This is a genomic window from Gemmatimonadota bacterium (assembly GCA_009835325.1).
In the GTDB taxonomy this organism is placed as follows: Bacteria; JAAXHH01; JAAXHH01; order JAAXHH01; family JAAXHH01; genus JAAXHH01.
The window spans coordinates 1-23054 of record VXWP01000001.1 but is presented as its reverse complement, the minus strand read 5'-3'; the positions used below and the strand labels follow the sequence as shown (position 1 = coordinate 23054).

Here is a 23054-nt window from a genome sequence, read left to right as displayed (position 1 = left end):
CTGTCGATCTAACCCATTGCAATAAACCTCGCAAAGGACTCGAGAACCCGTGGGCAGCCGATGACTAATTCAATAACACCAGCGGACTACGTTCCACCCACGCGGACCGGAGGTTGAACAATGACGGACCATCCAGCAGTTAAACCGGCAGATTCGGTCGTTTCAGAAACAGACAGGTTCAATCCGCTGTTTTCGGAAGTATACACGAAGGATCATAGCATCCGGGACCGGCTTAAATCCATAGAGGTCAAATTAAACCTGCTTATCGGTGCGATTCCCATCATCACGATCATCCTTCTGAAGATCGTCGAGCATCTTATCCCCGGTCTGAAATAGACGGCATTTTCACTGCAAACGCACTTAGACACACAGCAGAAACCGTCGACATCCGTTTCCCGGTTGACAAACCACGCGCGCCGCAACTTTTTCTAATCGTCATTTAGCGGCCTGGTGAAAGCACTCCATTGGCCGCGTTCCGGGTAACACTGCCCTCAACGGCTTACGCTGTAGAACGGAGTCTTCATGTCTATACTGGACGCATTCAGGCTGGATGGCAAAACCGCCCTCGTAACCGGCTGCCGCCGGGGAATCGGCAGGGGACTGGCCGAAGCGCTCGCCGGAGCAGGCGCGGATATCGTGGGCGTAAGCGCGTCGATGGAGTCGTCCGGCAGCGAAATCGAAGGGGCCGTCACGGCCCTGGGCCGCCGGTTTTCCGGTTACAGCGTCGACCTCAACGATCGGGACGCGCTGTATGATTTCATTCACCAGGTCAAGAACGATTTCCCGGTCATCGATATCCTCATCAACAACGCCGGGCTTACGTTGCGGGCGCCCGCAGCCGAACATTCCGACGAATACTGGGACACGGTCATGAACGTCAACCTCAACGCGCCGTTCATCCTGAGCCGGGAGATCGGACGGGACATGGTTGCCCGAGGCCGCGGAAAGATCGTGTTTACCGCTTCCGTTCTGTCCTTTCAGGGCGGCATCACCGTGCCCAGCTACGCGGCGTCCAAGGGCGCGGTCGGGCAGCTGGTCATGGCCCTTTCCAACGAATGGGCCTCCAAAGGCGTCAACGTAAACGCCATCGCGCCGGGCTATATCGCCACCGACCTCACGTCGGCCCTTCAGCATGACCCGGAGCGTTCCAGGTCCATATCGGAGCGGATCCCCGCCGGACGGTGGGGCGCGCCGAAAGACCTGGGCGGCGCCGCCGTCTATCTCAGTTCGGACGCTTCCGACTATGTCCACGGTGCGGTACTGGCCGTCGACGGGGGTTGGCTGGGCCGTTAGGGCCTGGCCGGTAGGGGACCTGAAGCGAGACGGTGCCCACGCGCCTGCGTTGTTTGCCTTTTGAAACGTCAGAGGTCCGTCCATGCCGTCGCAATATGCTCATCTTTTGACGGAAGAAGAGAAGTGGCATTTCGACCTGCAGGGGTTTCTTCACCTGCGCGGCGTGATCACGCCGGACCGCCTGGCCTGTATCCTTGAGGTCGTCGATCACTGGTTGACAGCCGACGAGTCCGAGATACCCGCGCCGGTCCTCAGGCACCGGCAGGAGCCGTACAAGACGCACCTGGACCACATCCAGTACGGACACCGGTTATTCCAGGAACTGAATGCCGATCCGGAGATCATACGCGTGGTGGCGGGGCTGACCATGGGCATGCCCCGGCTGTTTCACTGCAACTTCACGAAAATGGACCGCGCGGCGCCGGGCGACGAGGACCACCAGGCCTATCACCGGGACGACAGCGGCTTCAAGTTTCCCCCTGGCTTCCGGAATCCACACAACGACTACCAGGCGGCGGGCGGGGAGATCTACTGTAGCCACCTGGCCACCTGGGTGGCACTGGCGGATGTGCCCGAAAGTACGGGTTTCAGCCTGGTGCCCGGAAGCCACAAGTCGGCCTTCGGCACACCCGAAGACCTGAAGGTGCGCCACCACCCACCCGTATCGATCACCGTGCCTATGGACGCCGGAGACGTCCTCGTGTTCTCGACGCATGTACTCCACGACGCCGCGGTCTGGACACAGGACTATCCCAGGATGAACATCTTCCAGCGCTATCAACTCAGCGCGTACTTCAACGAAACCGGAAAAGGCGGACTGCCCTTTGAGGAATACCGGAGTCAGATCACCGAAGAGGCGTATGAACTGGAATCGCTGAGCAAAGACGAAAAAGCCGCAGTGGCCCGGATGCGGCGGCATTTCGGACTGTAGTCAACCCACAGGAGAGGACCATGGCGTGGATACGCACCATCGACGAATCGGAAGCGGAAGGCCAATTGGCCAGGTTTTACCAGGGCTCGATGCGCTCGTGGGGCGGCGTGGACAACATCATCAAGGTCCATAGCCTGAACGTGCAGGCCATGCGGGCGGTGATGGCCTTCTACAACGGCCTCATGCACGGAGACTGCGACCTCACACTGGGACAGCGGGAGATGATCGCGACGACCGTCTCGGCCCTGAACGAGTGCGAGTACTGAATCCGCCACCATGGGGAGGGGCTCCTCAGAGAGATCGACGACCGGGAACTGGTGGACGCGATCAAGAAGGACTACCGCGAGGCGGCCCTGGATGCCGCCGACCGCGCCATGCTGGACTATGTGCGCAAGCTGACCCTGGCTCCGGCTTCGACCACCGAGTCCGACATCGAACGGTTGAGGGAGGCCGGGTTCGGCGACAAGGCGATCCTCGAGATCAACCAGATCACGGGTTTCTTCGCCTGGTGCAACCGGACGGTAGACGGCCTGGGCGTGGAATTGGAGGCGTTCTGGGACGATCCGGACGCGACGAATATCTAGTCATCCCGCATTGCGGGAATTGCGCCAAAACGGGAGTGGTCGCAGGATCCGTGTATACGAGGCATGATGGATTCGTTTGAAGTCATACCTACCGGCGGCGCACTTGGCGCGGAAGTGCGTGGCCTTGATCTGTGCCACGAACTGGACGGGGAAACCGTACGTGTGCTGCGCGGCGCCTTTCTGGATCACTGCGTGCTGTTCTTTCGTGACCAGGGGATCAGCCAGGAAGATCTGGTCCGCTTCACCCGCTACTTCGGCGACCCGGTGCCGCACGTAAGGCCGCAACCGGACCGGCCGATCGAAGAGATCTTCGTCATCTCGAACGTGACCGAGGACGGCAAGCCCATCGGAGCCCTCGGCAGCGAGGAAATCCCCTTCCACTCAGACCTGTCCTACCTGCCTGAGCCGGGCACGATTTCATTGTTGTATGCCATCGAGATACCGAACCGCGGCGGCGACACGATGTGGGCCAACGGTTATGCGGCGTATGAAGCGCTGGATCCCGACATACAGTTCCGCATAAACGGTCTGAACGCGGTCCACCGCCATCCCATCGACGCGTTGAATACGCCGGAACCCACAATGCATCCGGTCGTTCGCACCCATCCGGAGACCGGGCGCAAGGTCATCTACGTCAGTCCCCACCTGACGCATCACATCACGGACTTGGAACGGGAGGAAGGCCAGGTCCTGATGGACGAGTTGATCGCCCACGCCACTAATCCGAAATTCGTCTGGCAACACCGTTGGGAAGTGGGCGACCTGGTCATGTGGGACAACCGCTGCACCATGCACCGCCGGACGCCCTTCGACGACCGTCAGCGCCGGGTCATGTGGCGCACGCAGGTGTTCGGCGCGGGGACGAGATAGACGACGTGGAACTACGCGCTGCCCGTGTCTGACCGGATCAATCTGACTGCGGTTCCAACACCACCGGTTCGATTGCGTACCGGTCTTCACCCTCGCACAAAACCCTGCCCGAAGACACATTCGCATCATGATCCAGGACGATGATCCAGCCCTCGTCGGCCGCCTGCCGGAGCAGGCGCATCTTGGCGACCATGGTATCGTAGGGGAACAGGTCGTAGGCCATGTTGTACGGGGCGCGCAGGTGGGTCGACATGGGGAGGATGTCGCCTGAGTAGACCGCCCTTGTATCCCCGGACTCCACCTTCACCAACTGATGATACCGGGTATGGCCGCCGGTCACCTCGGCACGGATCCCTTCCTCGATCTCCACGTCGCCCTCCACCAGGGTAAGCACGCCCCGGTCCATCAGGGGCACGTAGTTCTCGGGGCGATAGGTGGTCTTCATGGTACCGTAATCATCAAGAGCGTCCTCCCACTCGCCTTTCTGCACCACGTACTGCGCATTGGGAAAAGCGGGTACGGCTTGGCCCTCCTCGTCCATCCGGGTCGCGCCGCCCGCGTGGTCGAAATGTAGATGGCTCAGGATGACGAGATCGATGTCCTCCGCGGATACGCCCCGGGCCGACAAAGACCCCAGAATGGTGGAACCGGACATCCCGTAGATGCCCCGGTCCCGGTCGGTCATCTTGTCGCCGTAACCCGTGTCGACCAGGATGAGCCGCCCGTCTTTACGGATCAGCAGGCAGTTCGTATCGTTGGTGATCCGGTTCTTTTCGTCGGGGGGACAGATCTTCTCCCAGAGCGGTTTCGGAACGATCCCGAACATGCTCCCGCCGTCCAGTTTGAACACGCCGCCGCTGACGACAGACAGTTCCACATCGTGCTCCTTTTTTACGCGCCGTTGTAACGTTTTACATGCCCTCACATAATAGTTGCCGGCCAGGTGAATGTCATGGCAAATGTGCTCGCGCTTTACGCCTGTCGGGATAAACGTTACATTTATCTGGAATCGCAGATTCGCGAAGCCCCGCACCAAGTCGCGGGCCCTCTACAGGCAATACGTCCACAGCGGATCACCTGGTTAGGAGTCTACCCATGCCCAACGGCGGTACGGACTGCTGCGGCACCTGCCGGTTTAATCGGGCCAATGCCGGTCGTCGGGACTTCATTCGCCTACCGGACGAGAACATCGCGGACTTCTGCGAGATCAGGGAACTGAAAATCGAAGTCCCGTTCTGGACCTATTGCGCGAATCATACGGATCTAAGTAAACGAAAGTACGCCGTACCGCTGGGTCCGGTCTACGTGCACGAGTCGGTTGTAGACTTGGTGAAACCCGGAACTGGCAAACGAGATCCTCATTCGGACCGGCAACCTTGGGTCGACGCCCCGGACACCGAGGAAGTCCGCACCCAGCTTCTTCGGTTTTTGGAAGAGCTCGAGCTTCTCTCCGACAGCTACCCCTGGCACGGGAAGCACCTGGGTCTCGAAGTGGTCAATGAGCTTGAGCGGCTACGGGAATCCCGCGCCATCCCCATTCTGGAGAAAATTGCAAAGGACCTTCGCGAAAAGGGGGAAGAGCCGGACGGGATACGGAACGTTATCGAGCGCATCCGATTAGCCGTAGAATCTGATCGAAACGAGCAATCGAGTGCACCTGAAACTTCGTGAATTCTTCGACCGTTTCGTTCTAGAGCCAGCTGAAACGCAGATCGACTTCACAGACTTTCAACATGTCCCTTTACGACTACATCGCCGCCGTGCCGAAGGTGGAACTGCACGTGCACCTGGAAGGGTCCATTCAGCCGTCCACGCTGCTGATGCTGGCGGAACGGCATCGCGTCGACCTGCCGGAAGACACGGAGGAGGGGCTGCGTAACTGGTACCGGTTCAGGGACTTCCACCATTTCATCGAGGTCTACGTCGCCATCACGAAGTGCCTTCGCACTGTAGAGGATTTCGAGCTGATCGTGTACGAATTCGGCGCCGACATGGCCCGCCAGAACATACGGTACGCCGAAGTGACCTTTTCGCCGAGCACCCACCTCTGGATCAACCGGGTCGACCAGGACGTCTGGTTCACCGGGCTGACGGACGGACGCCGCCGGGTAAAGGAAGCCTTCGGCTGCGAAATCAACTGGGTCTTCGACCTGGTGCGCAACGACTACCCCGAGCGGGGTCGGTTCGACTATACGACCGAGGTGGCCATCGAGGGGATGGAGGACGGGGTCGTCGCCCTGGGTCTTGGCGGGATGGAGGAAGGATACCCGCCCGCGCCTTTTGTTCCCTGGTTCGACCGGGCGAGATCCGCGGGGCTGCACAGCGCACCCCATGCCGGCGAGCACGTCGGCCCCGAGAGCATCTGGGGAGCGATTCACGACCTGGGCGCCGAGCGCATCGGGCACGGGGTGCGGGCCATAGAGGACCCCGAACTCGTCGATTACCTGGCGGAACATCGGATACCGCTTGAAATCAGCCCCACGAGCAACATCAGCCTGGGGCTCTACCCCGACGCGGCGTCTCATCCCCTGAAAGCACTTCACGAGGCGGGCGTAACCGTCACCGTCAACTCCGACGATCCCCCTTTGTTCAACACCTCGCTGACCGACGAAGCCTGCCTGCTCGCCGACCCCTGGGGGTTTTCCAGGGAGACCATCGACGAAATCCTGCTGAACGGCATCCGTTACAGTTTTCTGCCGGACGACCGGAAACGGTCCATGGAAACTGAATTTAGCAATGAAATGAGCGCGTTGCGGGACCTGGCCGGCTGATCAGGCCAGCGAACCGGGCCGGGACGGCTGACCCGTTCTTCACACCAGGTGGCACGCCGCCCTGTGGCCGTTCCCCTTGTCTTCCAGCACGGGGACCTCGGTCTTGCAGCGGGCTTCTGCCAGCGGGCACCGGGGATGGAAGGGGCACCCCGGAGGCAGGTTCGCCGGGTTGGGGACGTCGCCCTTGAGGATAATCCGGTCGCGGCCAAGCGTAGGATCGGGAAGGGGCACGGCCGAGAGCAGGGCCCTGGTGTAGGGATGGAGCGGCTTCGCGTAGAGCTGGTCCCGCGTGGCGGTTTCGACGATCTTGCCGAGGTACATGACGGCCACCCGGTCGCTGATGTGGCGCACCACGCGAAGGTCGTGGGAGATGAACAGGTAACTGAGCCGGAACCGGTCCTGCAGCACCTTGAGCAGGTTGATGATCTGCGCCTGGATCGATACGTCGAGCGCCGAGACGGGTTCGTCGGCGATGATCAGCTCGGGCCGGACGGCCAGGGCCCTGGCAATGCCGATGCGCTGCCGCTGGCCGCCGCTGAACTCGTGGGGATACCGGCGGGCGTGGGCAGGATTCAGGCCCACCGTTTCGAGCAATTCGGCCACGCGGTCACCCGTTTCAGACCGCGTGCTCAATTCGTGCACGGTCAAGGGTTCCCTGAGCAGGGCGCCGACGGTCATACGCGGGTTGAGGGAGCCGTAGGGGTCCTGGAACACGATCTGCATCTGGCGCCGCAGCCGCCGGAGATCGCTCTTCTTCAAGTCGAAGACCGCGTGCGGCCTGCGCGCTTCCCCATCTTCGAGGGCAGTATGGAAGGTGGCCGTTCCGGCGGAGGGATCGACCAGGCGCAGGATCGCCCGTCCGATCGTGGTTTTTCCGCACCCGCTCTCGCCCACCAGGCCCAGCGTCTCGCCCCGTTCCAGGGTCAGGTCGACCCCGTCGACGGCCTTGATGGCCGCCCGGTGGCGCCGGAGCAGTCCGCCGCCCACGGGGAAGTGTTTCTTCAGTCCCCGGACCTGCAGTAACATTTCATTTTCTTTTGTCATACAATGCTACCCCTGTGCCGTCTCCGCCTGCACGACCCGATGCCATTCGCCGCAACGGACCAGGTGGCGGCCTTCCACGTCCACCAGCGCCTGTGGCCGGCCGCAGGCTTCCACCGCGAAATCACATCGCGGGGCGAAGCGGCATCCCGCCGGGAAGCCCACGGGATCCGGTACCGTCCCCTCGATGGTCGAAAGCTCCTCCGTACCCGAACTCATTGTCGGCACCGAAGCGAGTAGTCCGCGGGTGTAAGGATGGCGGGGACTTCCGAAGAGCGTTTTCACGTCGGCCCGTTCCACGACCTGCCCCGCGTACATGACCAGTACCTCGTGGGCCATCTCGGCCACGATGCCCAGGTCATGGGTAATCAGCATGAGTCCCATGCCCAGCTCTTCCTGCAGGCGGCGCAGCACGTCGAGAATCTGCGCCTGGATGGTAACGTCCAGTGCCGTGGTCGGTTCGTCGGCGATCAACAGCTTCGGGTCGCAGGAGATCGCCATGGCGATCATCGCGCGCTGGCGCATGCCGCCGCTGAGTTCGTGGGGATAGCTTCCGGCCCGTTCTTCCGGCAGTGGGATATCCACCAGGTCCAACAGTTCGACGGCCCGCCGCCACGAGTCCTTCCGGTCCGCGCCCTGGTGCAGGCGGACCGCTTCCGCGATCTGCTCGCCGACGGTAAATACGGGGTTCAGGGACGTCATGGGTTCCTGGAAGATCATGGCGATATCGTTGCCCCGTATTGCCCGGATCTGCCGGGGAGTGAGTTTCAGCAGGTCCCTGTCCTCGAAGAAGACCTCACCTCCGGCGATGCGTCCGGGCGGCTGCGGGACCAGTCCCAGGATGGAGTAGGCCGTCATGCTCTTGCCGCATCCCGACTCGCCCACGATACCCAGCGTCCGGCCGGCCTCCACCTCGAAGCTGACGCCGTCGACGGCCCGCACCACGCCGCTATCGGTGTCGAACCAGGTCTTCAGATCGTTTACGCGCAGAATCGTATTCGTCATGCGTCTCTCATGCCGTACCGCGCTGCCTGGGGTCCAGGGCGTCGCGCAGTCCGTCTCCCAGCAGGTTGTACAGGGTTACCGTGATGAAAATGGCGAATCCGGGCACGATCACGAGCCACCAGGCCGCGATATTGCTGCGCGCGCCGGCCAGCAGCGACCCCCAGGTAATGACCTCGGCGGGCACGCCGATGCCGAGGAAACTCAGCCCCGATTCGGCCAGGATGGCGCCGGCCACGCCGAAGGCCGCGGGGATCAGCACGGGCGCGATGGCGTTGGGCAGGATGTGCACGGCCATGATGCGCAGGTTCGAACAGCCCAGGGCCCGCGCGGCCGCGATGTAGTCGAAGGCCCGCACCTGGAGGAACTGGGACCGGGTCAGCCGGGCGATGCCCACCCATCCCGTGAACCCGATGATGATCATGATCCAGAAGAGGCTCGGCGGGAAGAAGGCCGCTGCCGTGATGATCAGGAAGAAGGGCGGGATCGCGGCCCAGAGCTCGAAAACGCGGGACAGGATCAGGTCCGTCCACCCGCCCAGGTATCCCGCCAGCGCGCCGAGTCCCACGCCGATGAGCAGGGAGATGCCCACCGATACCAGCCCGATGGTCAGCGAATACCGCGTGCCGTGAATGAGTCCGGACAACACGTCGCGGCCCAGCCGGTCCGTGCCGAACGGGTGGTCGCCTCCCGGCCGCTCGTAACGCGCGCCGAGACGGATCTCGTCCGGCGCGTAGGGGATGAGGGGAAACACCGCGTCGCTGTACGCGTACCGCTTGAAGTTCCTCCGCGTCCGCAACTCCTCCGGCCAGTCCATCAGGCCGGTGTACACCGCGTATTGCCTGAAAGCGGGGAAGTAGGTCTCTCCCTGGTAGACCATGTAGTACGGCTTGTTGCCGGCGATCAGGTCCGCGGTCAGCGCGAGGACGGCCATGGCCACGAGGACGTAAAGGCTGTAGAGCGCCGGACGGTTCTTGCGGAACTCCTTGCGCGTCAGCCGCCAGAAGCTCTCGCCGCCCTCGTTCATCACGGCATCGACCGGCGTACCGTTCACCGCCTCGATTTCGTTTTGGTTGGCCGGGTCCGATCCCAAAGCCGGTCTCCTTCACAGTGACGTTCTACTTCCCGATGCCGGTCCACTATCCCTGCAACTGGTCGAAGGTGATCCGCGGATCGACCACCTTGAGCAAGATGTCCGCGACCAGGATACCCAGCAGCGAAAGCAGGGAGCCTATGGTGAAAAGCGCCATGACCATGGGGTAGTCCCTGGTCAGCACCGACTCGAATCCGAGCAGCCCCATGCCGGGGATGGTAAAAATCGTTTCGATGAACACGGATCCCGCGATCAGGGCCGGGAGCAACCCGGCGGACGTGGTCACGATCGGGATCAGCGAGTTGCGGTAGACGTGGCGCAGGATAACGACTTTCTCCGACAGGCCCTTAGCCCGGGCGGTCCGCACGTAATCCTGGCGCAGGTTCTCCAGCATGCTCGTCCGCATGAAGCGTGAAATCGTCGCGAAGCTGATATAAGCGGAGGCCAGCACGGGCAGGAACATGTGGTACATGTGGTCCGTGAGCAGCCGCCAGAAGCTCCAGTCGCTGGAGGCGTCCAGCGACTGTATGCCCGAGGCCGGGAACCAGTAGAAGAACTCCCGGTTGCACAGGAAGATGATCAGCAGCATGCCCACCCAGAAGGAGGGCATGGACCAGAGGACGAAGGTACCGGTCGTAAGCACCCGGTCCGTCAAGGTATTCTGCTTGACCGCGAGCCAGACGCCGAGGGGAAGGCCCACCAGGTAGGCGATGATGATGGCGATGACGTTGATTTCGAGGGTGACGGGCAGCCGCTCCATGACCCGGGCAATGACGGGCTGGTTGTCCTTGAAGGAACGGCCGAAATCCAGCGTTACGAAGCGGTATCCCGAGAGTTTGAAGAGTTCGATCCCCGCGCCCCGGTAGGTATAGTTGCCCCCGGCACTGAAGGTCCTGCCTTCCCAGAAAGACGATCGTTCCAGCTCGCTCGCTTCCCCTGGCGCGCGATCGCGCACAAGGACAAGGAACCGTTCTTTCTGTTCCTCCCTGGCGAGTTCCAGGAGCGCCCGCCGTTCCGACGCCTCGAGCCGTTCCAGCAACCCGTCCGCCCGCAAGGCGCTCCGGTCGAATGCGCTGATGGTTTCGACTTTCAGGAACAGCGCCGTGACCCAGTTGAAGTACTGTACGTGGACCGGCCGGTCCAGGCCCAGTTGCCTGCGCAGATCCTCCCGGGTCTTTTCGATGTCCTGCTGCCGGTCGGACGCGAGCCCCTCGCCGCCGGCCACGCCGCCGAGGAACAGGTCCACGGGATCGCCTGGGGCCAGGTGCATGATGAAGAAGGAGATCACCGTGATCCCGACGAGCGTAGGGACCATGAGCAGCGAGCGTTGAAGGATGTAACCGAGCATAGGAGAACGTGCCCCCCGCCGGATCATGGCCGGATCAGCGCGTCATCACGGGTATGGACAGGGGCCTGAAACGCGCTGAGTTACTGGTACATCCGGTCCGCGGGTTCGACCCACCATTCCTGGTTCACGGCGCCGGCCGGATACCAGTTGACGCCATGAAAGCGCCGGCTGTACGCACTGGCGACACGCGATTTCCAGAGAAAGGTATAGGGTTGTTCCTCGTGGAGGATCTCCTGGAACCGGCGGTACAGTTCGATTCGCCGGTCCATGTCGAATTCCGTTCGGTAGACCTCGAGGATCTCATCGGATTCCGCGTTGCGGAAACTTACGAAGTTCGATCCATTACCTTCGATCTGGGACGAATGCCAGATCTGGTAGGAATCCGGCGGAAAGCGCAGCCCCGTTCCCCCGCTCCAGCCGAGGGTCACGGCCGCGAAATCCTTGTTCTTCACCCGCTCCAGGAATATGGACCAGTCGAGTTCGCGGACCTGGCAGTCGATGCCGAGGTCCTCCAACGCGCTCTGTAGCGTCAGCGCGATATCCTTCCTGAGCTGATTGCCCGAGTTGACGAGAAACTCGAAACGGAAGGGAGTTCGCTCACCGTCGATCTCCCTGTCGAGGATCCCGTCGTTGTCCGTATCCGACCAACCGGCTTCGTTCAGCAAGGCCAAAGCCCGGTCCGGGTCGTAGGCGTAGGGCTGCAGGTCGTGATTGTACTCGGGACGGAACTTGTGAATGGGGCTCTCGACCGTCTCCGCGAGCCCGAAGAGCAGGTTACGCACCATGGATTCCCGGTCGGTGAGGTGGGTCATCGCCTGGCGTACCCGACGGTCCCGGAATATGGGGTGGTCGTTGTTCCACCCGATATAGACGTATCCTCCCGCATACTGAATGCCCTTCATGAACCGGTCGACGAAACCGGGAGACCAGCTCTTCTCCTTGAACTCCAGGGGTTTCATTCCGTGGATATCGAGGTTGCCGTTGGTCAGTTCGATGAAGGCGGCGTCCAGGTTGTTGATGATCTTGAAGACGACCCTGTCCACGTGCCCGGCGGGAGGGATTCCTTCCACGTCCCGGCCCCAGTAATTCTCGTTGCGAGTAAGCACAACCCGCTGTCCCGTGACCACGTCGTCTTCCCAGTCCGCCACGTAATAGGCCCCGCTTCCCAACATGCGCCGGTTGAAATCCTGGTTGAACCGTTCGCCGAACTGCCGTACCCGGTCCGCGTGTTCCCCTGTTTCCCAGCTGCCGTCGATGAGGCTGCCGATCGGCACCGGATCGAGCAACCCGTCCGGATCGTAGAAGTGACGCGGGAGGATATCGAAGCCGCCGAGGAAGAGATCGTTCAGGATATATGGTTGGCGGCATTCGAAGCTGATCTCGTATTCCCCGAGTTTTTTGACGTCCTGAATGGAAGAATAGTAGTTTCTGAGGTGAGGCGCCCGCACCGTGGGCGTCTGGATGACCTTCATGCTGAACAGCACGTCGTCCGCCGTCAGTTGAACGCCGTCGGAGAAATGGACATTCTCGCGAAGTCGGAAGGTATAGGTCAGCTTGTCGTCCGATACGGCGGGATACTCCGCCGCGATGAAACCACGCTGTGCGTAGGGCGGATCGTACTCCGGCTCCAGCAGCGATTCGAAGACGTAGGTATGGACCTGCGTGGCGCCCTGGTCGCTGGACGTGTAGGGATTGAAGTTTTCGGGATCGGAAAGCGCGTGGCGCACCATCCAGTCACCGTACCGGGGTTCGTCCGTCCCCGCGTACTTCAGCGCGGCCTTCTCCGTACCATCCAGCACGACCGTATCCTTCGATTCGGACAGGATCGTCTGTACCTTGCTCCAGGGATCTTCCGTGGTTTCGCCGCCGCCGCAGGCGATCTGGGTGGCAAGCAGACAAATGGCCGCGGTCTTTGCCGCGGTACCCATGGTCCTATGCATGACGTGATACCTCCAGGCGTGTCCAGTGCACGATGAATTACCCGCACAGGGTCCGGTGATTCTCCGGGCAGCTACCTTCCCAGGCCCTTCTCCTCGAAATCGATGACGATCTTGATACACTCTCCCTTGCGCCCGGTGGCCATTTCGAAACCGTCCTGGACCCTGGCGAAGGGCAGTTTATGCGAGATCATGGGTGAAACGTCGACGCGGCCCTCGCCGATCATGCGCATGGCGCTGGCAAAGTCGATACGGATATCCGGGCCGACCGAAGTCGTCAACTGGATGTTCTTGCGGAAAAGATCGAATATGTCAGCCGTGTACTGCGTTGTCTTCGGGACGCCGAAGTTGATGAACCGCGCGTTGCGGCGAGCCAGTTTGACGCACAGGTTGAAGGTCTCTTCGACGCCCACGACCTCGATCACCCCATCGGCCATCCGCCCGCCGGTGATCTCGTTCACGGCCTCCACCGGATCGGTACCTGTGGTGTTCACGGTGTGGGTCGCCCCCATCTCCTTCGCGGCGGCGAGCCGGTTATCGTGCTGGTCGATACCGATAACCAGCGCCGCGCCCAGGTTGCGCATCATGGCCGTGAAGAGCAGCCCCATGGGACCCTGGCCGACGATGGCGACCTCCGCGTTGAACCAGTGGCCCAGTTTGCGCAGGCAATACAACACGGTACCCAGGGGCTGGGCCATCAAAAGCTGTTCCTGGGGCAGGCCATCCGGAAGCGGCGTCACGGACGCGCCCAGTCCGAGGAAATACTCGGCCATGGCGCTCGAGCCGGTGGGCAGGGCCAGGACGAGATCCCCTTCCCGGCAACCGTTCGACCACGACTTCTCGATGACGCCTATACTCTCATGGAGGGACACGCCCGGCGCCACGGGGTAGTTCGCCGGACCCGTGAAAACCGGATGGTCGCTGCCGCAAATGGCGGCGTTTACAGTTCGAACGAGCACGAGGTCCTTCAGCCCGTCCGGATCGGTCCGTTCCAGTGCGAGGTCCGGTCGTTCGGCTTCCACGATTTCGATGCGTTCCCGTGCGACGATCTGTCCCGCTTTCATCGGATTTCCTTTCTGGCCTCCGGCGTGATGCAACCTTGTGGCGGTCTGACGTTCGCATCTTCCTGAATGTACCCGACCGGCGGGTATTGTCAAACCGAAACGGACGGGGCGGCGCGGGGTGGCCCGTCAGGGTCTGCCATCGCCGATGTAGATGTCGAAATAGCCCGTGTTGTTGCCCCAGAAGGGGTATTCGCCGTCACGGTCGCGCTTGATGCCCTTGAGCCAGGGTTTCCGCAACGAAGCCTTCATGCCGTAGTAGAGAAACACGGCGCCCACGTCCTCGGCGAGAATCCGCTGGGCTTGATCGTACAACCGGAACCGCCGGGCCGTGTCCATTTCCGATGCCGCCTCGTCGACCAGGCGGTCGAAATCGGTGTTGATCCAGGGATGGCGGCTGTATCCGGCCGGCTGGGACCGCCACACCATGGCGAGCATGTTGTTCGGGTCGGGATAGTCGTAATGGTACTGGATGAGGCTGAAGGGGATTTTTCGCTGGTACTGGGCGGTCCGGTAGGAGATGTTCTCCACGACGCGTAACGTCATATCGATCCCCAGGTGGGATTTGAGCATCTCCTGTATGGCCTGGCCGACCTGTTGCCGGGCCATGTTGTTGATCCACATCTCGATCCTGGGAAACCCGCGTCCCTCCGGGTATCCCGCCTCGCGCAGGCGCTGTTTCGCCCGCTCCGGGTCGAAGCGCTGTATGTCCCGGTACTTGCCGCCAGCATAGCCGGGAAACCCCGGCGGCAACATCGACCAGGCCGGCATGCCCATGCCCTGGAGCAGTACGCGGCAGATGGCCTCCCGGTCGATCGCGTGGCTGATCGCCTGGCGAACCTTCAGGTTGTCGAAGGGAGGGAAGTCCGCGTTGAAGAAGAGGAAATGGGTCATGAAATCCTTGCTGACGTGCAGTTCCCTGGACAGCCCCGGATGGCTCCGGATGCGCGGCAGGTCGATGGGGGTCACGTCCTGCTGGTCGATCTCGTCGTTCTCGTAGGACAGCGTGCCGCCTGCCATCATGCGGGTATCCAGGAATTTCCCGATGATCCGCTCCACGAATCCCCTGTGGGGGCCGTTATAGTTCGGGTCCAGGACGAACTCGAAGCGGGCGCCGTGATCCCATGAATCCAGTTTGAAGGTGGAGTTGGTCACGAACCGGCCGGGTTCGGACCAGCCCGGACCGTATTTCTCCACCTGCCAGCGGGGCACCGGAACGGAGGTGGGGAAAGAGGCGATGTAGGGAAGATAGGGACAGGGCAGCGTGGTCCGGATTTCCAGCGTGTAGTCGTCGATGGCCCGAACGCCGACTGAATCCGCGTTCCGGGTCTGTCCCTGGTTGAAGGCCTTCGCGCCTTCTATTTCATAGTAGAAGGAAGCATTTCGATTCGCACTGGCCGGATCGACCATCCGCTTGAAGGCATACTCGAAATCGTGGGCCGTAACAGGCCGGCCGTCGCTCCACCTCGCGCCGCGGCGCAGGTGGAAGGTCCAGCGCGTGCCGTCGGGCGACGCCTCCCATCGATCGGCCGCGGCTGGCATGAGTTCGTTGTTATGATCCAGCCGGGTGAGTCCTTCGAAGGAAAACACCGCGCCGGTCGCCTCGTATACGGCGATTCCGATATCGAGCGTCGTGGGTTCCGGCAGGTGGAAGGAATAGACCTGCCGCGCAAGGGGCGCAGCGTCCGGGGGCATGGACCTGCCCACCGAATTGACGGGCTGCACCGAGGCCCCGGGCTGACCTTCGGGCCCGGACTGCGCCATGGCCCCAGGCTGACCTGTACCGTCCTGAGCGTCTTGAGCGACCTGGAAAACCGGAAGGAAGAGCAGTAGAAAACACAACAGAAGGCCGGGATACATACGTACCTCCCCGTGGCTTGGCGGGTCTGAAACACCACTCCCGGCCTGACCGCTCCCGGCCTGACGACGCCTGGCCTGACCGCTCCCGCTCCGACCATTTCCGATCCGGCCATTCCCGTGCTATCCGGCAAAAATGGCGCGGTTGGAGATGCCCGAGCGGTAAGACGCCTGTTGAACGCCGCCGATGAACTGCGCGGTGCGACCCGCCGGCGCCGAACCCTCGTACCACGCGCTGAACGACGCGTTGAACTCCTGGATCCAGGCCCGGTTCGCTTCGGTATCGTCGCCGGCCACGACGTAGGCGTTGTTGAAGATGCCGTCCTCTTTGAGTCCGCTTCCGCCCGCCGCCTGGATGCGCGCGTCCAGCGTGGAAAGCTGAAGGCCGGCGTCATCTCCGCCCACGGCGCTGGCCATGACTTCGGTCACGCCCCCGTAATGGATCGCGGTCCATGTGTTGAATCCGTCCTCCAGATCCCCGGAACGCGTGATGCTCACGTCGCCCGAGACCACTCGGGGCTGGGGTTCCACGATACCGTCCAGGTTCGGGATGCGGGAGACCGGGTAGATCAGCCCGGCCGGCCGGTCGTCGCCGAAGTAGTCCTCGAAGACCCGCCGTACCGTATCGATCCGCTCCCAGGTCTTGCCGGGCGCGTCGTCGACGGCGACCAGAATCTCCATCCATACGGTCTGCTTCCGGAAATCGACACCGGCTTCAGCAAAGGGCTTTTCGTAATGCTCGTCCAGCACGAAGGCCGTTTCCTCCGCCAGGTCGGACCCGAGGGACGTGATGACCTCGCCGTTCCGGGTGTGCATGACCGACGCGCCGCTCGGTTGATGATCCTGCCAGTATCCATAGTCGATCACGCCGTCGCCAATGGTGACGTTTTCGCCGGCCACCGCCTTGATCTGGACCTCGAACAGCGCCACCGGGTCCGGGAAGCCCTCGGGGTGCGTAAACCGCGCCATGCGGTTGGAACGCAGCGGGCCGCCGGTCACCGCCTCGATCATAGGTGCGTATACGGCGTTGTAGTCGTCTTTGAGCCGGTCGCAGTCCTCGCGGTCGCCAGACGGGGTCGTCCACAGTACGTCCGTCTTGTAGACGTCGGACCAGTTCACGCCACAGATCGCCAGGTTCCTGTTCAGGTTCTCGATCGTGCCGAACCACTCGGAGCCCACGTCGTTGGGATACTGCGTACCGACATTCCCGCTCGGTTCGACCAGGCGGAACACCTGGTTGCGATCGTCCTTGACGAGCACTTCCGTGGGATTGGAAAAGATGGCGATGGGATTATGCCTGACGATGCTGACCTGTGCCATGCGGAGACTTCCTTTCGGATCGGATTAAATTGGCGAATATTCCAATGATTCAGGCCGTAGAAACTAAACGGTCGGACCGGTAAAAACAAGCGGGAAAAGAAATGGACAGCCATCCTATCCACGGCAAAACCGGGCGAAAACCTCCACGTGGCCACCGGCGATGTCTTCGTCCTCAGGAAGGCCCGTGATATTGAGCCTGCAACGTCCGGGAGTGAAAACAGGATACAGATGGGCGTCGTAGATCGCCGCCGGGGCCTCGTCCTCGACGCGGGGATTGCGGAACAGACCGGCATAGCGGTCCGTGAACAGCTCGGAGAGCGGCGAACCGGCGCATTGGTCCTTCCAGGCTTTCTCCGCCGTGGCGACCCGCCGAAGTATGGCTGCGTGTTCACGCTCCAGGGATTCCAGGTCGTTGACCAGCGCGGAGACGAATGCCCGCGTTACCGGATGTTCGAAAGACGAACCCCGGGCGCGCGTCACCGTATTGGCCAGTGCGGCCACCTCTTCCGCTTGCGATACGTCCGGCAGGTGCACCAGGAGCATCCCGCAGGGACGCAGGGCGAAGGTGCCGAAGGACTTGGTGGGGCTGACGGAAACCCAGAAGGGCACGTCGTTCTCGATGAAGGGCCGGATCTGGTCGTCATAACTCATGGCCATGATCTCGTCGTACCCGCGGGACTCGAGGAGACGGGCATACTCGAATCCGGAATAGGCCCGGTCCAGCAGCACGGGGCGGCCCTTTGCCGCGGCGGCACGTTCGCACATGGTCTCGAGGGACTGGACGCGGCCGGTCGTGTTCATCGGGCCAGCCTGGTAGATCCGCAGGAGGTCCGGGGCGTCCATCACGTCACCGATGGGAAACTCGCGGCAGGAGATCCGGCTCATCCGGGCGATCGCCTTGTATGCGGGCCAGGACAGTTCTTCCACGCCGATCGCCTGCAGGTCCGGATAGAGCTGCATGGCCATTTCAACCGCAGTCTTTACCGCGCCGGTGCCCGCGTCCGAGGGAATCAGCAGCGAGAAGCGGTCCCAGTAGTCCTCGGGGATGCGCTGCCAGCGCAGCACGGCATCCTTGAGCGGTGCCGCGAGCGACGCGGTGCTCATATATTCACCGAGCAGGCTGTGGTCGATTTCGGCCCTGGCATGGTTGAGCAGCGTCTCGGAAGTCGGCCATGCCCGGCCCTTCCCGTCCACGACGATGCCGATGCCGTAGTTGTACCCTTCGGGGTCCTGGTCGCATACGATCTTCGCGATCTGGTTGGCATCGTTACCCTGGGCACCCAGCGCTTCCGCCGTTCGCTGTACGGCGGCGCCGAAGGACGGTTTCATGCTCGCTCCGTTTCTATTTCAGGAAGGAAATGCTCAGACGGAAGGCTCACAGGAGGTAGACGAAAACGAATAGAAAGGGCCAGACGAGCACGACGAATCCCCAGAACATCCCGCCCATGGTCAGGCCGTCGTGTGCTTCGCGGGAATATGCGCATTTGCTGAACCTGCGCGACACGTAGAGCAATCCCAGGACGGCGATGAAAACGTGCAGCGCATGCATCCCGATCATTACGTAGAAAACCGCGCCGTATATATTCTGGGTGACGGTCAGGCCGAAATCGATCAGCCGGACCCATTCCACGCCCTGCACCACCAGGAAAAGGATGCCGAGTAGCGCGGCCGTGTTCAGCAAACGCCTGGAAGACGGCACAAGTCCGCGCCGGATGGACCGCCACGCACCGTACATGGCCGCACCGCTGCCCAGCAGGACAAGGGTATTGAAGAGGGACATCATCACGGGAAGCCTGGGCTGGTCCGAAGGCGGCCAATCCGGGTAGCCCGTCCGTACAACGGCGAACGTGACGATCAGCGTCAGGAAGAGGACGGCCTCGCTGGCAATGAACACGAGCATGCCCAGCACGTTGGTCCCCATGGCCGGCGGTGCCGCGGGAGGGGAACCGGGCGGTCCGTCGTCACCGCCGCCTCCGCCGCCCTGGCCGCCACTGCCCCGGCCACCATCTTCCCGACCGTCACCGCGGTCGTCAACTCCGCCGGTTTCGGTTTCGCGCCGTTCTGATCCGGTACGCCCGCCGCCGGAACCGGGGACTCGTATCCACTCCAGGTCCCTGACTTCCGGTTCCAGCTGTTCAGTCTGCGTATCGGTTTGCGTACCGGGCTTCGTCACGACAGACATGTTCTGAGACTCCCGCCCTTGCCGGCGTCATTCATCCCAGTCGGTAAAACTCCCGGGCATTATCGTGGAACAACTTGCGGCGGTCCTCCTCGGAGACGCCCGCCACCGCGGCAACGAGAGTTTCGAACCACGCCCGGTAGGTCGCCGCGAGTGTACAGACCGGCCAGTCGCTGCCGTACATCACCCGGTCGAATCCGAAGATGTCGAGCAGGTGGTCGATATAGGGTTTCAGGTCTTCCGCGGTCCAGTTTTCCTTCGCCCGGGTCACGAGGCCGGAGATCTTGCAGACCGTGTTGGGAAACCCGGCCAGCTGGTTCATGTATTCCGACCACGGCGCGAAACCGTCCCTCGCGATATCCGGTCCCCCGCAGTGGTTGATGGCGTGGGTCACCTCGGGCGTCGCGCGAACAAGGGTCACCGCCGCGTCCAGCTGCGTGACGTTGGCGCATAGTTCAAAGGTGTACCCGTACTTCGGCAGCACCTTGACGCCTTCGATCAGGGACGGCCAGCTGTAGAACGCCGGGTCTTCGTGATGCCAGGCCATGCGGCGAATGCCGACCACCATGGGATAGTCCGCGGCAAGCCGCTCCAGGGTCTCCTCGCAGTCCTCCGATTCCAGGGGCGCCGTGGGGACGATCGCGCCGATCATGCCGTCCTCGGCAGCTATGCGCACGAGCCGGTCCACCTCGGCCACCTCGGCGCCGGGGGCGGGGTCCGCTTCGATATGTACGGACCTGGTGATATCGATGCCTTCGAACGCGGCCCGGTAGTCCTCCGGTCCATACCGCTGCCGAAGGGCGTCGAATCCTTCCAGCCAGGGATAACTCAGGTCGGCCGTATCCCAGAGATGCTGATGCGCATCTATGATCTGCAAAGAACACCTCCCGTTCTTGAACGTTATTCCGCCGAACCGTAACTGTTGAATATCGTCTCGATCCAGCGCACTTCCGGGACGAAGTCGCTCGCGTAGCCGGACCACTCATCCGGCAGGCCAGCCGCCGTGATCTCGTCGAGGGTTTTCCCCTCCGCCATCATCGCACGGACAGCATCCGTAGTCGCTACGATCATGCCGTGGTAAGTCTGAAGGTCCGCCCGCACGCCCAGATCGCCGTGTCCCGGTATGACCCGGGTGTCCGGTCCGATGATTTCCAGCACCTCGGCGATATTGCGGATCAGTCCGTCCACCGTACCACCGCTGCGCAGGTCCACAAAGGGGAACCGCCCGTTGAAAAAGGTATCCCCCATGTGCACCACGTTCGATCCCGTGAAGTAAACGTAACTGTCGTTATCCGTGTGAGCGCCGGGCATATGCACCAGCCTGATCTCTTCCCCATTGAAGTGGACCGAGACCTCATCGTCGAAGGTGATCACCGGCCAGCCGTCCTCCACCATGGCGGGGATGGTCTGGACGCCCCGCTGATGTGGCGTGGAGAGCCGTTTGTGGACGTTTGTATGGGCGATGATGGTCGCCTCGAGGCCGAATATGGGGTTGCCGCCGACATGATCGCCGTGAAAATGGGTGTTCAGGACGAACTTGAGGGGGCCCGCGTGCAGGCCCCGGAGGACCGACTTGATCTTGTCGGCCAGCGGCGCGTACTGGTCGTCGACGATCAATATGCCGTCTTCGCCGACCGAAACGCCGATGTTTCCACCGCTGCCGGTCAGCATGTAGATGTTTCCGACGACGGGATGGGCTTCGACGACCACCTCATCCCAATTCTGCTGTGCATCGGCCGGGCCGGACAAACCCAAAACGACGAACAACACCGAAAAACACCCGCGTGCCGGATTCATTTCCTTACTCCTTGTGAGCGCTCTCGAATAGCCCGGAAAGTGTCCGGATCCATGCCGAATGGACGTCTGTTTTCGGACTCCATCTATTCGACCATAAGGGTAAGGGTTATCAGTCAGGTTGTCACGGAATTACGTGATCCCCTCAGCCTGTCCCTCGGTAGAATGTCTCTGCGGTCTTACAGGTTACGAATAAGGCGCCCAGCATCAGGACAAGGAAGAGGTACATCGGCCACGACGGAGCGTACCACCACGCCAGCGTGAAGAAGACGGCGCTTATGCATGTGCCGGGTAGCACCATCTTGTTGTACGCGACCTTGAACAGGACAAGGACGAACAACCCGAAGATGCCCTTGAGGATCAGTCCCCAGAACGTCTCCGGCAGCGCCAGGATCACGACAATACAGAAGCAGATGAACAGGAGCAGTACGACAGGGAGTAGACGGTTCATTGCGAAAGTATCAGGTCCGGCCGGTAGTATCTGGCAGCGTCCAGCTGCAGTCCGGAAATATCGTCAAACCATGATGAACTACTTTCCGCGATGGTCGCGGTCCGGTCCGCCTGATCCAACCAGTCGATGAATTCCCACACGGCCTGAACGTGGATTCCATAGTCTTCGTGCGTGTCGATCCTGCCGATGACCACTTCGTCGTCCGCTATCTCTATCGTAATCCCCGCGTATTGCACGGCCACGATGTAGCCATGGTGGTCGAATACCGGACTGCCGCTCGTCCCACCGGTCAACGCCATGTTGTAATGAACGACACGGCCGGTGTTTTGAGGATCTCGGTCAAACGCGGCATCGTAGAAGGGCCGGAGCGAACTGAGGGTGCCTTCCCGGAAGGTTGCCAGCGGCAGTACGTCATTCTGCAAGGGGGAATAGCCCGGAAAGCCGAGTGATCCCAGTGGCTGGCCGATACGCAATCCTCCGGCCAGATCCCTCGGCAGAAACGCGGGGAGTGCATGGGGCAGTTCTTCTCCGAGGACGATCAACGCCACGTCGGGCGATTCGAGCGTACCGTCGTAATCCGGGTGGGTGAAGTACCGATTCCACGTGTAGGTTTCGCTTTCGCCGACCAGCGTACCGGTCCTGGTGGCGAAGGGCCTTGGATTGCGACTGCGCAGCCTGGGGTCGGACAGCAGCTCGTCGATCCGATCAGCCACGTGCGCGGCGGTCCACAGCCGGTCCGTGTAGTACGCGCGGAAGGCGGTTCCGAGCACCCTGTTGCCGTCGTTCATCATGATGCCGACGGCATAGATCGCGTCGTAGAGGTTACCCTCTTCGATCACGTCCGCCCAGTTGAGCGTCTCCCCCTGCGGGCCGACGGGACCCTGTTCGCCCTGTTCGCCCTGTTCGCCCTGTTCGCCCTGTTCGCCAGGATCGCCCTGCGGTCCGGCCGGACCCGGACTGCCCGGTGGACCCGTTTCGCCGCGTTCTCCCTGGGGACCGGGAATACCCGGGTCGCCCTGGATGCCTGGTTCGCCCTGGATGCCTGGTTCGCCCTGGATGCCTGGTTCGCCCTGGATGCCTGGTTCGCCCTGGGATCCCGCGATCCCCTGCGGACCCGAAATGCCTTGAGGCCCCGGTGGACCCTGGACGCCCGCCGGACCGACCGGACCCCGTTCGCCCTGACATGCAACGGCCAGCAGAAACGCCGTCAACAAAAACGCTCTAAGCGACACCCGATTTTCCTTGTTTCGTCCTGGTATACCGGGTTACGGAAGCCACGTTTCCCCGTTCCAGTTCTTGGGGAAGGCCTGGTACTCCGTAGTCTGTGACTGCGAGCCTGCTTCGACGGTATCGGTTTCGTTCAACCCGCCGTAGGTAACAGTAGCATCCACGCTGGCCAAAAAGTCCAGCAGATCCCACGCCAACGAGATGTTTATACCGAAGTTGTCCTGTGAATCTATAGATGCCAGATACTCCGGTCCCTCTTCTTCCTCTTCTTCCTCTTCTTCGCCCTCACCTTCCC

The 23054-nt window shown here is 61.9% G+C and carries 23 protein-coding genes; 8 read left to right on the top strand and 15 right to left on the bottom strand.

Annotated elements, in window-relative coordinates; genetic code table 11:
- Positions 1 to 120: 120 nt before the first annotated feature.
- The 6 genes from F4Z81_00115 (at position 121) to F4Z81_00090 (ending at position 3678) form a co-directional block, all read left to right on the top strand.
- Positions 121 to 336 carry a hypothetical protein gene (locus F4Z81_00115; protein ID MXW03452.1) on the top strand — a complete coding sequence of 72 codons (216 nt, stop codon included), beginning with the start codon at positions 121 to 123 and terminating at the stop codon, positions 334 to 336.
- Between the two features lie 186 nt (positions 337 to 522).
- A complete protein-coding gene (locus F4Z81_00110) occupies positions 523 to 1293 on the top strand; it encodes an SDR family oxidoreductase (GenBank protein ID MXW03451.1) in 771 nt (256 codons plus the stop codon).
- An 82-nt stretch (positions 1294 to 1375) separates the two neighbouring features.
- Positions 1376 to 2224 (top strand): phytanoyl-CoA dioxygenase family protein, encoded by an 849-nt coding sequence (locus tag F4Z81_00105; protein ID MXW03450.1) that lies wholly within the window; start codon positions 1376 to 1378, stop codon positions 2222 to 2224.
- Between the two features lie 20 nt (positions 2225 to 2244).
- Positions 2245 to 2490, top strand: coding sequence for a peroxidase (locus F4Z81_00100; GenBank protein ID MXW03449.1), 246 nt, complete (start codon positions 2245 to 2247; stop codon positions 2488 to 2490).
- A complete protein-coding gene (locus F4Z81_00095; GenBank protein ID MXW03448.1) occupies positions 2491 to 2808 on the top strand; it encodes a peroxidase in 318 nt (105 codons plus the stop codon).
- 63 nt (positions 2809 to 2871) lie between these two features.
- Entirely contained in the window at positions 2872 to 3678 is an 807-nt protein-coding gene (locus F4Z81_00090) for a TauD/TfdA family dioxygenase (GenBank protein ID MXW03447.1), read from the top strand.
- Between the two features lie 37 nt (positions 3679 to 3715).
- On the opposite strand, the gene F4Z81_00085 is transcribed toward F4Z81_00090, so the two are convergent.
- Positions 3716 to 4555, bottom strand: a complete 840-nt coding sequence (locus tag F4Z81_00085; GenBank protein ID MXW03446.1) for an MBL fold metallo-hydrolase — start codon at positions 4553 to 4555, stop codon at positions 3716 to 3718.
- Positions 4556 to 4773: 218 nt separating this feature from the next.
- On the opposite strand from F4Z81_00085, the gene F4Z81_00080 reads away from it, so the two are divergent.
- Together F4Z81_00080 and add are read left to right on the top strand one after the other, a co-directional pair.
- Positions 4774 to 5349 carry a hypothetical protein gene (locus F4Z81_00080; GenBank protein ID MXW03445.1) on the top strand — a complete coding sequence of 192 codons (576 nt, stop codon included), beginning with the start codon at positions 4774 to 4776 and terminating at the stop codon, positions 5347 to 5349.
- Positions 5350 to 5411: 62 nt separating this feature from the next.
- Positions 5412 to 6449: an adenosine deaminase gene (gene add / locus F4Z81_00075; GenBank protein ID MXW03444.1), complete on the top strand. Its 1038-nt coding sequence runs from the start codon at positions 5412 to 5414 to the stop codon at positions 6447 to 6449.
- Between the two features lie 39 nt (positions 6450 to 6488).
- Here add and F4Z81_00070 read toward each other — a convergent pair whose 3' ends face one another.
- The 14 genes from F4Z81_00070 to F4Z81_00005 all read right to left on the bottom strand — a co-directional run bounded on the left by F4Z81_00070 (position 6489) and on the right by F4Z81_00005 (position 22764).
- Positions 6489 to 7493, bottom strand: coding sequence for an ATP-binding cassette domain-containing protein (locus F4Z81_00070; GenBank protein ID MXW03443.1), 1005 nt, complete (start codon positions 7491 to 7493; stop codon positions 6489 to 6491).
- Positions 7494 to 7499: 6 nt separating this feature from the next.
- Positions 7500 to 8495 carry an ABC transporter ATP-binding protein gene (locus F4Z81_00065; protein MXW03442.1) on the bottom strand — a complete coding sequence of 332 codons (996 nt, stop codon included), beginning with the start codon at positions 8493 to 8495 and terminating at the stop codon, positions 7500 to 7502.
- Positions 8496 to 8502: 7 nt separating this feature from the next.
- The gene (locus tag F4Z81_00060; protein MXW03441.1) at positions 8503 to 9519 is read right to left on the bottom strand and encodes an ABC transporter permease; all 1017 of its coding nucleotides are present in this window, start codon (positions 9517 to 9519) and stop codon (positions 8503 to 8505) included.
- A gap of 112 nt (positions 9520 to 9631) precedes the next feature.
- On the bottom strand, positions 9632 to 10933 hold the full coding sequence (locus tag F4Z81_00055) for an ABC transporter permease (protein ID MXW03440.1): 1302 nt from the start codon (positions 10931 to 10933) through the stop codon (positions 9632 to 9634).
- A gap of 80 nt (positions 10934 to 11013) precedes the next feature.
- On the bottom strand, positions 11014 to 12873 hold the full coding sequence (locus F4Z81_00050; GenBank protein ID MXW03439.1) for a hypothetical protein: 1860 nt from the start codon (positions 12871 to 12873) through the stop codon (positions 11014 to 11016).
- A 71-nt stretch (positions 12874 to 12944) separates the two neighbouring features.
- Positions 12945 to 13934, bottom strand: a complete 990-nt coding sequence (locus F4Z81_00045) for a zinc-binding dehydrogenase (GenBank protein ID MXW03438.1) — start codon at positions 13932 to 13934, stop codon at positions 12945 to 12947.
- Between the two features lie 126 nt (positions 13935 to 14060).
- The gene (locus F4Z81_00040) at positions 14061 to 15791 is read right to left on the bottom strand and encodes a peptide ABC transporter substrate-binding protein (GenBank protein MXW03437.1); all 1731 of its coding nucleotides are present in this window, start codon (positions 15789 to 15791) and stop codon (positions 14061 to 14063) included.
- Positions 15792 to 15911: 120 nt separating this feature from the next.
- The gene (locus F4Z81_00035; protein ID MXW03436.1) at positions 15912 to 17108 is read right to left on the bottom strand and encodes a hypothetical protein; all 1197 of its coding nucleotides are present in this window, start codon (positions 17106 to 17108) and stop codon (positions 15912 to 15914) included.
- Between the two features lie 114 nt (positions 17109 to 17222).
- A complete protein-coding gene (locus F4Z81_00030) occupies positions 17223 to 18437 on the bottom strand; it encodes an aminotransferase class I/II-fold pyridoxal phosphate-dependent enzyme (protein ID MXW03435.1) in 1215 nt (404 codons plus the stop codon).
- A 46-nt stretch (positions 18438 to 18483) separates the two neighbouring features.
- Positions 18484 to 19290, bottom strand: a complete 807-nt coding sequence (locus F4Z81_00025; GenBank protein ID MXW03434.1) for a heme-copper oxidase subunit III — start codon at positions 19288 to 19290, stop codon at positions 18484 to 18486.
- A gap of 31 nt (positions 19291 to 19321) precedes the next feature.
- The gene (locus F4Z81_00020; GenBank protein MXW03433.1) at positions 19322 to 20269 is read right to left on the bottom strand and encodes an amidohydrolase family protein; all 948 of its coding nucleotides are present in this window, start codon (positions 20267 to 20269) and stop codon (positions 19322 to 19324) included.
- Positions 20188 to 21084 (bottom strand): MBL fold metallo-hydrolase, encoded by an 897-nt coding sequence (locus F4Z81_00015; GenBank protein MXW03432.1) that lies wholly within the window; start codon positions 21082 to 21084, stop codon positions 20188 to 20190. The genes F4Z81_00020 and F4Z81_00015 overlap by 82 nt, the downstream gene beginning before the upstream one ends.
- A gap of 142 nt (positions 21085 to 21226) precedes the next feature.
- The gene (locus tag F4Z81_00010) at positions 21227 to 21532 is read right to left on the bottom strand and encodes a hypothetical protein (protein MXW03431.1); all 306 of its coding nucleotides are present in this window, start codon (positions 21530 to 21532) and stop codon (positions 21227 to 21229) included.
- On the bottom strand, positions 21529 to 22764 hold the full coding sequence (locus F4Z81_00005) for a hypothetical protein (GenBank protein ID MXW03430.1): 1236 nt from the start codon (positions 22762 to 22764) through the stop codon (positions 21529 to 21531). Before F4Z81_00005 ends, F4Z81_00010 begins: the two co-directional genes overlap by 4 nt.
- Positions 22765 to 23054 lie beyond the last annotated feature (290 nt).

Excerpts from the sequence above, each read along its gene's own strand:
- add (MXW03444.1), top strand. The coding sequence starts at position 5,412 with ATGTCCCTTTACGACTACATCGCCGCCGTGCCGAAGGTGGAACTGCAC.
- F4Z81_00030 (MXW03435.1), bottom strand. The coding sequence starts at position 18,437 with ATGAAACCGTCCTTCGGCGCCGCCGTACAGCGAACGGCGGAAGCGCTG.
- F4Z81_00010 (MXW03431.1), bottom strand. The coding sequence starts at position 21,532 with ATGAACCGTCTACTCCCTGTCGTACTGCTCCTGTTCATCTGCTTCTGT.
- F4Z81_00050 (MXW03439.1), bottom strand. The coding sequence starts at position 12,873 with ATGCATAGGACCATGGGTACCGCGGCAAAGACCGCGGCCATTTGTCTG.
- F4Z81_00110 (MXW03451.1), top strand. The coding sequence starts at position 523 with ATGTCTATACTGGACGCATTCAGGCTGGATGGCAAAACCGCCCTCGTA.
- F4Z81_00015 (MXW03432.1), bottom strand. The coding sequence starts at position 21,084 with ATGAATCCGGCACGCGGGTGTTTTTCGGTGTTGTTCGTCGTTTTGGGT.
- F4Z81_00055 (MXW03440.1), bottom strand. The coding sequence starts at position 10,933 with ATGCTCGGTTACATCCTTCAACGCTCGCTGCTCATGGTCCCTACGCTC.
- F4Z81_00090 (MXW03447.1), top strand. The coding sequence starts at position 2,872 with ATGATGGATTCGTTTGAAGTCATACCTACCGGCGGCGCACTTGGCGCG.
- F4Z81_00100 (MXW03449.1), top strand. The coding sequence starts at position 2,245 with ATGGCGTGGATACGCACCATCGACGAATCGGAAGCGGAAGGCCAATTG.
- F4Z81_00035 (MXW03436.1), bottom strand. The coding sequence starts at position 17,108 with ATGGCACAGGTCAGCATCGTCAGGCATAATCCCATCGCCATCTTTTCC.
- F4Z81_00060 (MXW03441.1), bottom strand. The coding sequence starts at position 9,519 with ATGAACGAGGGCGGCGAGAGCTTCTGGCGGCTGACGCGCAAGGAGTTC.
- F4Z81_00080 (MXW03445.1), top strand. The coding sequence starts at position 4,774 with ATGCCCAACGGCGGTACGGACTGCTGCGGCACCTGCCGGTTTAATCGG.
- F4Z81_00065 (MXW03442.1), bottom strand. The coding sequence starts at position 8,495 with ATGACGAATACGATTCTGCGCGTAAACGATCTGAAGACCTGGTTCGAC.
- F4Z81_00070 (MXW03443.1), bottom strand. The coding sequence starts at position 7,493 with ATGACAAAAGAAAATGAAATGTTACTGCAGGTCCGGGGACTGAAGAAA.
- F4Z81_00115 (MXW03452.1), top strand. The coding sequence starts at position 121 with ATGACGGACCATCCAGCAGTTAAACCGGCAGATTCGGTCGTTTCAGAA.
- F4Z81_00045 (MXW03438.1), bottom strand. The coding sequence starts at position 13,934 with ATGAAAGCGGGACAGATCGTCGCACGGGAACGCATCGAAATCGTGGAA.
- F4Z81_00025 (MXW03434.1), bottom strand. The coding sequence starts at position 19,290 with ATGTCTGTCGTGACGAAGCCCGGTACGCAAACCGATACGCAGACTGAA.
- F4Z81_00040 (MXW03437.1), bottom strand. The coding sequence starts at position 15,791 with ATGTATCCCGGCCTTCTGTTGTGTTTTCTACTGCTCTTCCTTCCGGTT.
- F4Z81_00105 (MXW03450.1), top strand. The coding sequence starts at position 1,376 with ATGCCGTCGCAATATGCTCATCTTTTGACGGAAGAAGAGAAGTGGCAT.